We start from the raw sequence: 11142 nt of genomic DNA, 5'->3' as shown, positions 1-11142 counted from the left end.
ATCACAGGACGAGGTGGTACAGGAGAAGCAATACGTCTCCTTGTCCGACTTGATGGACATCGACATCACGAATCGCCGCGCAGGAAGCGTCAAGATGATGTCGATTGACGGAAAATGGTTCGAGATTCCGATTACTGCCCTCAACGCGGATGAAGAAAGCAAAATCCGGAAAGAAGCCATCAAAAAGAAACATGGTCCACGTGGTCAAATCACGGAAGAACTTGATGAACTGAAATACAATAGCTTGATCGTCGACAAGGCACTCGATTCACGTCGAACGCCAATGTCATTCCGGAGTCCGGAACTCGCATCGAAGCTCGGACTACCGGTTCCGCTCCCTGAATTGATCATCCCGAAACTGTTCGGAACAGTCAGTCTCGCGGACGCTTCACGGGAAGTCATCGCCTTATCCGGACTCGATGAGCCAGATGGTGCGATGGGAAAGTAAAGGCAAGCATCCTCGAAGGTGAAGATGCAGAACTCCGCTGGGCGCATGTCCTTTGGCAACGGAAGCAAGTCAGACCGGAAGATTTCTGGAATGCACCCTACAACGTGAAGCTATTCTTGATGGCATCCGAACAGATCGTCATCGACGCGGAAGAGGAAGAACGGGAGGAATGATGAATGGCAAGTAATCAGACGTTAACGGCATCCATCATCCTGCGTGATATGTTCACGGAGGTCTCTGGACGCGTCAGCCGCTCGATGCGCAACATGCAAGAGGATGCGAGACAGACACAAACGACATTCGAACGCTTGCAAGGAGCATCCGGATCATTGACTGCAGTCGGTGGCGCTGCCTCACTCATGGGATTAAGCGTCGCCACTGGATTAGGTATGGCAGTGAAGACTGGAGTCGATTTTGACGCACAGATGAGTCGTGTTGGTGCCATTGCGGGTGCATCGAGTGGTGAACTCGATCGTCTGAGACAATCCGCGCTCGATCTTGGTGCGGCTACTTCGAAAAGTGCGACAGAGGTAGCAGCTGGACAAGAATCGCTAGCCGCGCTCGGGATGACGACGAAAGAGATCCTTTCTGCGATGCCAGGAGTCATCAGTGCGTCAGAAGCATCAGGTGCGGACATGGCCCAAACAGCTGAAGTCGTAGCTTCCGCGCTCAATGTTTGGAGCATGAGAGCATCGGAAGCAAGTCGAGTATCCGATATCCTAGCGGAGACAGCGAATCGAACGGCTGCTGATATCACAGACATGCAGTACGCTCTGAAATATGCAGGACCACCTGCTGCGGCTTTAGGTGTCAGTATCGAAGAGACGGCGGCGTCAATTGGTCTCTTAACCAATGCAGGAATGAAAGGTGAACAAGCTGGTACAACATTACGCGGAGGGCTTCTTGCGTTGCTGAAACCATCGGAAGAGACTGGCAAGATGATGGCGACACTTGGTATCAACATTACGGATGCGTCAGGAAAGTTTGTCGGTATCTCTGGATTGATCAAAAATCTGAAGAGCTCTTTTGAAGGCATGACCAATGCGCAGCAACTGGCGGCATTGGCTCAATTGGTTGGTACTGAAGCCGCTTCCGGATTTCTGACCCTGATGCGAGCTGGACCGAGCGAAATCGACAAGATGATGAAGTCGTTAGAGAACAGTGCCGGAGCATCGAAAGAAGCAGCAGACAAGATGAAGGATAACTTGAAAGGTGCGTTAGAAGAGATGACGGGTGCGGCGGAATCCGCTCAAATCGCGCTCGGGGATGGGCTGAAAGGTCCGATTCGATCCGCGGCGACAGTCATCACGAGTCTTGTTAATGCATTCAATCAACTGCCACAACCGATGAAGACGATGATTGCTACGAGTGCTGCCATTCTAGCAGGAGTCTTAATACTAGGTGGAGGGATTGCAATCCTTGTCGGGTTACTCCCGATGATGATTGAAGGATTCGCGCTCATGGCACCGTTCATCGCACCAGTCGCCATTGCAATTGGAGCGGTCGTCGGCACCATCGCATTACTCGTTGGAGGATTTAAGGCAGCCTGGACGTATTCTGACAAGTTCAGGGGTGGATTGCAAGGCTTGAAAGCCATGCTGTCAGGAGACTTCGTCAAGGCGCGGAAAATCATGATCAGCGCAAACTTCAATCATGAACAGATTGACGCCTTCCGCGATAAGATTTTGTTCCTGAAAGATGCAGCGAAGACCGTCGAGGAAAAATTCAAACAGTTTGGCACCTTAGTCAAAGGTGTCTTTGCGTCGTTGGTTGGAAATAACGGGGCGTCGGCAAGTATATTGAATCGATTAGGTCTTAGCCCGGCAGTAATTCTACAGATTTTCACCATTACAGGAAAAGTCAGATCGGTCTTGTCGAGCACATTTACCGCTATCGTCAACCTAGCGAAATCCGTCTTTTCGAAGATCCGCGCCTTCTGGCAGAGTGACGGAGCGCAACTGATGCAAGCGGTCAAAAACGTCTTCCAAGGCATCTGGAGTGTCATTCAGTTCATCATGCCGGCAGTACTTTTCATCATCAAAGGCATCTGGAGCAACATCAAAGGCGTCTTCCAAGGTGCATTGAACGTCATTCTCGGGGTCGTGAAGATTTTCTCCGGTCTCTTTACAGGTGACTTCAAGAAGATGTGGGAAGGTGTCAAACAAGCGTTCTTCGGCGCAATCCAGTTCATTTGGAACTATGTCAACTTATTACTCGTCGGACGGGTTCTCGGTGGATTCCGCTTGTTAGCGACAGGTGGGAGAGGAATCATCTCCGGATTCTGGGGAGCAATCAAAGCATTCTTCTCTGGTGGTGTTGCCAGCATTAAAAACAAGGTGTCGATTGGATTCAATTTCATAAAATCAAACATCTCGAATATCCTATCAGCGACTCGGGGATTCATCGGGAACATGTTTAAAGCCTATGTCTCCATCGTTAAAAGTGCTGTCACACTCATTTGGTCAGCCGTGAAGACCGGCTTTAATTTAGTTTCGACGATCATCACCACTGTCATGCGAACTGCTGGAAAACTAATCGAAACGACGTGGTCGACGATTCGGAACATCTTCCGGACAACTTCAGACGTCATCAAAGAAACAATGAGTAAAGTCTTTGGCAGCTTTGGTGAAACAGTCAAAAATGCTATGAAGGCAGTTTCTAGCGCCGTTAAATCGGGATGGGATGACGCAGTCCAGTTCTTCAAAGGCATTGATTTAAGTTCTATCGGTAAAAGTATCGTCCGCGGACTAGTAGATGGTATGGGAAGTGGATTCACTTGGGTTTCAGATAAGGTGTCTGAATTGACAACGATGATCCCTAGTTGGATGAAGAAAGGACTTGGCGTCAACTCACCCGCGAAGAAAATCATTCCAATCGGAGCGGACACAGTGCGTGGTCATGAGGAAGGGATGAAACAACGTATCCCTGCTCTCCAACGAATGGCACAGACCGTTGTTAGCCAAGGTATAGTGGCGCCATTCAAAACGCAATCTAGACAGGCATTACCGTCCGCGACGGGCAAACGCATCACGAATCAAGTCAACCAGTCGCAGAATACGCAAGAGCAGAACGTCTTCAACGTGCATATCCGTCCAGAAGATTTAGGTACTTTAAGCGATGATCCAGCGAAGCTCGAGCAAATGGGCTTGCAGTTTATGGCGTTCATCGCAGACAAGATGGAAGAACTAAACCGGAACCTACCGACACATAACTTGGAGGCGATGTTGGATTGATTACGATCAAGCATAGTAAAGGAACACTCACGTTCCCTGTCACGCCTCCGGGTCTTGGGTTATCCGGGGGAGACAAGAAGACGGAATCGCACGACGGGATCCGCGGAAAGACGTATTCCTTCATCACGGCGACCGGGCTCCGGACATTTTCTCTAGCAAGTCATTTTCCGGGAACGAAGCGGACGTATCAGACGGGCGCTTTCGTACTGCCACGGACGTTAGATGCATCGTTACGTCGCATCAAAGGAAAACAAGAGGTCGTGACCCTCGCCATCACGGACACGAAGCAGACGATGCGCTGTCGCATCCTTTCCTATCGTTCCTGGCAGGATAAACCGAAGCTCGGACGATCGGCCAAACAAGCTGATCTCGAGTTCGAAATCAGTTTCGAGGAATACGCGTACCCGAAAGTCAGCAAGCTGAAGAAAAAAGGAAAAGGCTCGTCGAAGCGTGGCAAATCCACGAAGAAGAAAACGACGAAGAAAAGTTCGAAACCGAAGAAGTACGTCGTCAAGCGGAATGATTCACTGACGGTAATCGCTCAACGCCTGAAGGTCAATTGGCGGACACTCTACTCCCGTAACAAGAAGACGATCGGCAAGAACCCGAACCGACTCTATCCGGGGATGGTGTTGTATTATGGCTGATCTCCGCGTCTACATCGATTCCAAGTATGACGTCAGTGAATCCGTCATCATCCCGATCAAGCTCGAGGACAGCGTCTCGCAAGCGGCGGTCAAACTGTCCCTCGACTTGATGCGCGTGTCCGGGTTACCGGAACTGGATGGGGCACATATCTCCGTCCGGCAAGGAAAACGACTGTGGTTTTTCGGTCACATCTTCGTCATCAAGCGGAAGGACCGCGTGATCAACATCACCGCGTATGACCCGCTGCTCTATCTCGTCAAGAACAAGGACGACTTCTATTTCAAGAAGGGTACGACGACACGGAAGGCAATCGACACGATCTGCAGACGAGCTGGCATTAAACCGAAACTGCTACCAGCAGGGAAGTATACGCATCGCCAGACGCTCGACTACCGTGCGGATAAATACGACAGCTACTATTCCGTCCTTGCCTCGCTACTGACGGAAGACAAGAAGAAGACGAAGAAGTCGTACTGGATCCGCTACGATAACGGACTGAAGGTCTACGAGCGGAGCCGACCGAAGAATGTGCCTGTCCTCAGTGAAGGCATCACGGATGCGCAAGTCGAGCGGTCGAACGAGGACCGGAAGAACTATGTCCGGGCACGAAACCGCGAACGACGAGCGGACGGTATCGCCAAGAGCACGACGAGCATCAAGAAATACGGACGGCTCTCGACCTACATCAAGAGTGATGCGATGAACGATGCCGATGCACGGCGAGAAGCGAAGAAAGCCCTCGATCGACAGAATCGGTCGAAGGTGACTCGCTCGTTTCGTCATGTTGCGACGTCAGGAACGCAACGGTTCTTCTCTGGTGATTACGCCTATATCAAATCAAAGGATGACTTGATTGCACACGGGTACTACTTCGACAACGTGAAATATGAGATTTACCCGAATCATGTCGTCATGGACGCGGACGCCGTCGTGAGCACCTCGTTGCCGTCGATCAGCTATGAGAAGCCGGACGTCCAGAAGAAACAGGACGGTCTCGGCAACACCACAGAATCGATTAAAGGCATCCGCTTGAAGTTCAGCAAGGGTTGGGTCGCGACAGCGTACAATCCCGCTTTAGGTGGCATCAACGGCACTGGCACGACCGCATCCGGCAACAAGTTCAAGACGAAGCGAAGCATCGCCGTCGACCCGAAGCTGATACCGATGGGTTCTGTCGTCTATATCAAGTGTCGGGCGAAGCCGGAATACAGCGGCATTTATCTCGCGGAAGATGTCGGAGGTGCCATCAAAGGCAAACGGATCGACATGGGACTCCCGGCAAAGGAATGCATTCCATTCGGGCGTCGGGACGTCGAAATCAGCATCCTCGAAAAAGGACTGGGTCGAGCGGACGCTCGGCAAAAGGCAGGCGAGTGGGATAAGATCCGCTCACATTACAAGGTCCGGATTCAAAATGGGAAGACGACGCCTTCGAAATCGAACAAGGCATTCGTCCGTCCAATGAGTGGTGGCTGGATGGGACGGAAGCAATTCAAGACACCAGCCGGTCATTTCGGGATCGATATCCTGATTGACCGCGCGAAGACCGGGAAGGTGCGTTTGCATCCAGTCGCGGACGGTACCGTTACCCGATCAGGTTGGTCGACGTCTTATGGCTGGGTCGTCTACATCGTCCATTCAATCAATGGTCAGACATGGGAGAGCGTCTATGCTCATATCCATGCGAAGCCGAAGGTGAAGGTCGGGCAAAAGGTGACGGTGAACACGACAATCGGCTATGTCGGGAACACCGGTTGGTCGGATTGGCCGCATCTTCATTTCGAACTCCACCGTGGTCGATGGACCTACAGCAAGAGCCATGCGGTCAATCCGCATAAGTACATTAATTTCTAGGAGGGACGAGAATGAAAGATCCAGCTACTCGTTTCAGTCAGCTGTTCCTGACACCCAAGACATCACAAGAACATATCCTGATTGGGACGGTCGTCCAAGTCGAACCGCTCGTCGTTAACATTTCAGGTGTCGGGGAACGGGACGCGGATGCCTTCGTCATGGATGCACACTTCTTCGTCAAAGGAGAGCTCGTCATCCTGCAGGCAATCAGCGATACCGGAGCCAGCGGTGCCCAGTGGGTGTTGCAACCGGTGCGACAAGGTGGCTACGTCGGCGTCCGCTCCTCAACGGATTTCATAATCGATGAGAAGCGGGTGACACGTGCAGACGTCTTCGATCCGATGACGACTACAGCGGGAGACCACGTCTTGTTGATGCCGATCCGGAACCGGACAGAAAAATGGATGGTGGTGACGAAATGGCGGACGTAGAAGAACAAGAGGGACTATTACCGGAAGTCGACGTGGATGACGTCTATGCCGAAGAAGAGACGGAACAAGCGGGGGGCATGTTGACTCCGCTATTTGATTTTGAGACCGGCGAGTTCGCGAAAGGCTCGAATGACGAAATTCTTGTCGACGACGGCATCGAAGGACTCAAGAACGTCATCTCGAAGATGATCCTGACACCGCGGGATGCCTATCCGATCTATTCGGAGGATTATGGATGCGAAGCGAAGGATGATATGCGTCTCGACGTCTCAGACGACGTCAAGCGCCTGTTCATCGCGGATAGCTTGATGGATGCGATCGTCTATGACGACCGTATCGTCTCGGTCGACGAGGTCGATGTTATCAAAGTAGACCGGCGTTTCGAAGCGACGATCGATTTGAATACGATTGTCGGCGAAACGACGACGACAGAACAACTAAAGGAGGAAGGACCAGATGGCGAATCTATTGGATCTACCTGATCTCCCGGCACCACTACAAGAAGATGAGGACGTCATCCTTGACCGAATGCTCAGCATGACCGATCCGAAGTGGGATCGGCGAGAAGGTTCATACATCTACGACGCTCAAGCACCGGTGGCGAACCAACTCGCGATGCAGCGTCTCTACATGCAGAACATCATGCGGTCGTCCTTCGCAAGTACGGCAGAAGATGAGGACTTAGACCGTGTCGTCCTGAACCGGGTACCGACACTCTCCCGAATCGAGGCACAACCCGCTCGAGCGATTGTCGACGTCGAAGGAGCACCAGGAAACGTCATTCCGGCGGATACGACGTTCTCGACCGTCGTCCTTCGGGAAGACGAGGAGGCGATCGAGTTTGAAATCCTCGACCAGACCGAACGTATCATCCCGGAAAGCGGTCGACTCTCAATCGAAGTCGTTGCAATCGAAGCGGGCGAAATCGGTCGGGTACCAGCTGGTGCGATTCAGCTTGCGTCAGACATTGGCATCAACACGGTGACGAACCCTGTTGCCGCGACGCTCGGCGCAGAGGAAGAAGACAACGACAGTTACCGTTCCCGTTACTTTGCATATGTCTCGGAAGAACGTGGTGGTGGGAACGACGGCGATTACGTGACGTGGGCACTCGGTGTCGACGGCGTCGGGAAAGTCAAGGTCATCCCGCTCTGGGCAGGACGCGGTACCGTGAAAGTCTTGATCACGACAATCACGTATGAGAAGCCGACCGCTGATATCATTGCTGCCGTCAAAGAAAAGATTGACCCGGTAGCAGGAGAAGGGCGCGGTAAGGGTGATGCGCCGATTGGTGCGACGGTCACAGTCGTCGGTTCAGAGGAATTGCCGCTGCAGGTGATAGCGACGTTGCAATTACAAGGCGTCTCACTCGAATCCGTCCAGTCGCAGTTCGCAGAGAAGATGGCCGTGTACTTAGAAGAGTTGAACCAACGGGCGTGGGAAACGAATGACGTGGTCGACTTCCGTGTCAACTATGCGAAGGTCGGCGCGCTGTTGATTGATATCGACGGCGTGGTCGATTATACCGGATTGACGTTGAATGGTTCAGCGACGAACGTCGTCGTTCCAGGTGACCGCGTCGTGACACAAGGCATGGTGAATCTCCATGAATGAACAAGAATTAAAGGAACGACTGTTTGAGCACGTCTATCCGGTCTATCGTCAATCAGCTGTTTGGCAATCCATCTACGGAGCGCAAGCAAAGGAATTGATGATTATCGAGGCGTTGCAAGAAGAACTTGAGGCGCAACTGGATCTCGAAAGTGCAACCTGGGCGTTGTCTTTATGGGAACGTGATTACCGGGTTGAGTCGTCAGACGGGACGGAAGAAGAGCGGCGGAAACGTATCAAGTCTAAGATTGGACAGGGCGCGACACCGAATGAACGATTGATCGAGACAGTCGTCGACAGCTACTTAGAAGCATTCATCTCGAGAGTCGACAACATCCCGAACGAATACGCCTTCTGGGTCAGCTTCCCGGTCGAAGCGACGAAGAATTTCGCTGACATGCGAGAAGCTATTCAGAAAGTGAAACCGTCGCATCTCGAGATGGTCTTACGACTATCTTCAGCGGAGAGTCTACGCATCGTGGACCGAGTCCGGATCACGGCGCGGACGTACCGGAAAGTAAACGAGTGGCGTGTCGGTCAGGCGGTACTTAAATCAGAGAATGAGGTGATTGTATGACCGTACAGACGACCTATCTATCACGAATCGCGGCAGACTTAGCAGGACGCATCCAGACCATCAAACTCAATGACACCATCATCGTGCAGAAGGATAGCATCGTAGCGGAAGGACCACTTGTCACGGTCAAAGCACATAGCTTGAGCGGTATTTCAAGGGTGACGTCCATTAAGGCGTATGACGAGAATCAGAACTTGATCAATGCGAAGTCGATTGATGTCGCGATTGCCACGGACCAGTTGATTGATTTCGTGTTCACTTGGGAGGTGAAGGTTTGAGTTACACGGCAAAAACGAACTGGCAAGGAAATGATCCAGTTACGGAAAGTGACTTGAATCGTTGGGAACAAGGTATTAAAGACTCTCATGAGGGACTTTCAAAAAAAATAGATGCTACAGAAAAAGGTATTGCTGGTGGAGTAGCAACATTAGATGAAAATGGAAAGCTAAAATCAGGGCAAATAGATATTCCATCAATACCCGAGGGTACAACGACCACAAAAGGAATCGTACAGCTAGAAGAAAGTACAACAAGCACTAGTGTGACAAAAGCAGCGACACCAAAAGCGGTGAACGAGGTCAACACGAAAGTGGGAACACTTTCTGCACTCGACACGACAGAAAAGACGGATTTGGTTGTAGCGATTAACGAAGTGAGTTCGAAAGCAAATACAAAAACAAGCGATATCGAAGTCTTGTTCTGGATGGGAGCGGTCTAAATGGCGACATTGCCTAAAAAGTTATACATCGGAACACCGGGCACGACGAGCGCAACGCTCTACACGGTTCCGGCAAGCACGACAACGATCCTCAAGAACGTCGTCCTCTCAAACACGACAGCGACAGCAGCTATTATCACGATTAACGTAGCAGGAAAAGCAATCGTCAGTAGTTACAGCGTTGCGGCGAACGATACGGTCGTCATTGATCTATCACTCGTATTAAGCGCAACAGACACTATCACAGGCATTCAAACGACAGCAAATGCCGTCAATGTTTTCTTGTCCGGCGTGGAGGTGGCATAATGGGAATTTCAAATTTGCAGAAAGCCACTGGCGCCGTAGCGAATTATTGGGACCTATACCCACGGCGTTTCACTGGTCTAGGTTCACGTACTGCATCCTCCACGACTTTTGCAAGCGTAATTTCCATTACTGGTGAAGGTTATATCGATTTTGCTGGATTAGCAGCATACGGTAGTACGGGTGGTGGTAGTGGGAACGAGTTTGGGTTAAGACTGACTGTAGACGGAGTCGTCTTAATCGGTGCAACTTTTAACGGCAGTAACAGTGGCGCTAGATATGCAGGTTTTTATGCTCGAAATGCCACCAAGCCGTTCGGAACTGGCGGTATTGAAAAGGTCGGGGATGGAGCCACTCTAGCGCCGGGTGGATCGGACTATTTAGGTGCAATTTATTTAGTTCTTCAAGGATACAACGCTGCAAACATCAATGCCAGAACGACCTTTCCGATGGGTGAAGGAAGCAAGATCCTTGAAGCACCTATTTTCTTTAAAAGTTCAGTTGTTGCTGAAGTGTATCGTGCGGGTTACTTTACTTCAGCAGGAGCGCTCATTACAGGAGGTATGAAGTAATGAAAGAAACGACTTACATGGACGGAAAATATAAAGTAACGGAGTATGAGAACGGTTCGAGCATCCGGGTGCTGGACGAGGTCGGTGTCTCTCCTGTAAAGCAAGAAGAAACGACTGATCAAAAGATTGCTCGGCTTGAAAAGCAATTAGCAGAACAGAACCTCATGCAAATGGAAGTTCTTGCAACGATTTATGAACAAATTCTCGGAGGTGCGTAAAGGTGGTCGAGATGTATGTATTATTGGTCAAAAAAGGTCGTCGCAAGCTGGAAGAAGTACCTGAACAACATCGTGAAGCAGTGGAAGCAGAACTCAAACGACAATCCGAAGGAGGAAATTAACATGATAGATATGTATGTGGCATTGGTAATGAATCAGAGACGTCAAATCCCGGCAGGTGGACCATTGCCGATGGTTCCAGAGAAATATTCAGCGGAGGTTCTCGCCGATCTCAACGCACTTGGTTTGGACGGATACGGTAATCCACTTCCGGTAGAACCACCAACAGAACCAGCACTAGCGGAATAAAATGACGTTTCATTGTGATAGGTTGAATTCTAAAACATCTTCCTAGTAGATCAACTAACACTAGTTCAGTTTATTTATACGATGCAAATCGGTCTGGCTAACGTAAACAATCAAGTGAATTTAAATAACTAGTTTCCTATAATATCAAAACATTGCATATAACAAAATTAACCATTTGGTAAAATACACTTGTTGGAAAAAATGAATAGGGGTGTTTTAC

At 50.5% G+C, this 11142-nt stretch carries 15 protein-coding genes; all 15 read left to right on the top strand.

Features of this window, described 5'->3' with window-relative positions; genetic code table 11:
- Positions 1–448, top strand: a 448-nt coding sequence (locus tag F8N00_RS11605; RefSeq protein WP_421018253.1) for a phage tail assembly chaperone, incomplete at its 5' end; no start/stop codon positions are given.
- Positions 449–624: 176 nt separating this feature from the next.
- Positions 625–3681: a phage tail tape measure protein gene (locus tag F8N00_RS11600; protein ID WP_421018252.1), complete on the top strand. Its 3057-nt coding sequence runs from the start codon at positions 625–627 to the stop codon at positions 3679–3681.
- Positions 3678–4328: a LysM peptidoglycan-binding domain-containing protein gene (locus F8N00_RS11595; protein ID WP_421018251.1), complete on the top strand. Its 651-nt coding sequence runs from the start codon at positions 3678–3680 to the stop codon at positions 4326–4328. Before F8N00_RS11600 ends, F8N00_RS11595 begins: the two co-directional genes overlap by 4 nt.
- Positions 4321–6183, top strand: coding sequence for an XkdQ/YqbQ family protein (locus tag F8N00_RS11590; RefSeq protein WP_421018250.1), 1863 nt, complete (start codon positions 4321–4323; stop codon positions 6181–6183). Before F8N00_RS11595 ends, F8N00_RS11590 begins: the two co-directional genes overlap by 8 nt.
- 11 nt (positions 6184–6194) lie before the next feature.
- Positions 6195–6614 (top strand): DUF2577 family protein, encoded by a 420-nt coding sequence (locus F8N00_RS11585; RefSeq protein ID WP_421018249.1) that lies wholly within the window; start codon positions 6195–6197, stop codon positions 6612–6614.
- Positions 6602–7096, top strand: a complete 495-nt coding sequence (locus tag F8N00_RS11580; RefSeq protein ID WP_421018248.1) for a DUF2634 domain-containing protein — start codon at positions 6602–6604, stop codon at positions 7094–7096. The genes F8N00_RS11585 and F8N00_RS11580 overlap by 13 nt, the downstream gene beginning before the upstream one ends.
- The gene (locus F8N00_RS11575; RefSeq protein ID WP_421018247.1) at positions 7071–8228 is read left to right on the top strand and encodes a baseplate J/gp47 family protein; all 1158 of its coding nucleotides are present in this window, start codon (positions 7071–7073) and stop codon (positions 8226–8228) included. The genes F8N00_RS11580 and F8N00_RS11575 overlap by 26 nt, the downstream gene beginning before the upstream one ends.
- Positions 8221–8802: a putative phage tail protein gene (locus F8N00_RS11570; RefSeq protein ID WP_421018246.1), complete on the top strand. Its 582-nt coding sequence runs from the start codon at positions 8221–8223 to the stop codon at positions 8800–8802. Before F8N00_RS11575 ends, F8N00_RS11570 begins: the two co-directional genes overlap by 8 nt.
- Positions 8799–9080, top strand: a complete 282-nt coding sequence (locus F8N00_RS11565) for a hypothetical protein (protein ID WP_421018245.1) — start codon at positions 8799–8801, stop codon at positions 9078–9080. Before F8N00_RS11570 ends, F8N00_RS11565 begins: the two co-directional genes overlap by 4 nt.
- On the top strand, positions 9077–9520 hold the full coding sequence (locus F8N00_RS11560; RefSeq protein ID WP_421018244.1) for a phage tail protein: 444 nt from the start codon (positions 9077–9079) through the stop codon (positions 9518–9520). Before F8N00_RS11565 ends, F8N00_RS11560 begins: the two co-directional genes overlap by 4 nt.
- Entirely contained in the window at positions 9521–9826 is a 306-nt protein-coding gene (locus F8N00_RS11555; RefSeq protein ID WP_421018243.1) for a hypothetical protein, read from the top strand.
- Positions 9826–10395 (top strand): hypothetical protein, encoded by a 570-nt coding sequence (locus F8N00_RS11550; protein WP_421018242.1) that lies wholly within the window; start codon positions 9826–9828, stop codon positions 10393–10395. Before F8N00_RS11555 ends, F8N00_RS11550 begins: the two co-directional genes overlap by 1 nt.
- The gene (locus tag F8N00_RS11545; protein WP_421018241.1) at positions 10395–10613 is read left to right on the top strand and encodes a hypothetical protein; all 219 of its coding nucleotides are present in this window, start codon (positions 10395–10397) and stop codon (positions 10611–10613) included. The genes F8N00_RS11550 and F8N00_RS11545 overlap by 1 nt, the downstream gene beginning before the upstream one ends.
- Positions 10614–10624: 11 nt before the next feature.
- Complete coding sequence (locus F8N00_RS11540) at positions 10625–10735, top strand: CD1375 family protein (RefSeq protein ID WP_421018240.1); 111 nt, start codon at positions 10625–10627, stop codon at positions 10733–10735.
- Between the two features lies 1 nt (position 10736).
- Complete coding sequence (locus tag F8N00_RS11535; protein ID WP_421018239.1) at positions 10737–10922, top strand: CD1375 family protein; 186 nt, start codon at positions 10737–10739, stop codon at positions 10920–10922.
- Positions 10923–11142 lie beyond the last annotated feature (220 nt).

It is taken from the genome of Exiguobacterium sp. A1_3_1 (assembly GCF_048985645.1).
Lineage (GTDB): Bacteria > Bacillota > Bacilli > Exiguobacteriales > Exiguobacteriaceae > Exiguobacterium_A > Exiguobacterium_A indicum.
The sequence above is the reverse complement of the archived record's forward strand: the minus strand, read 5'-3'. Positions and strand labels throughout refer to the sequence as shown.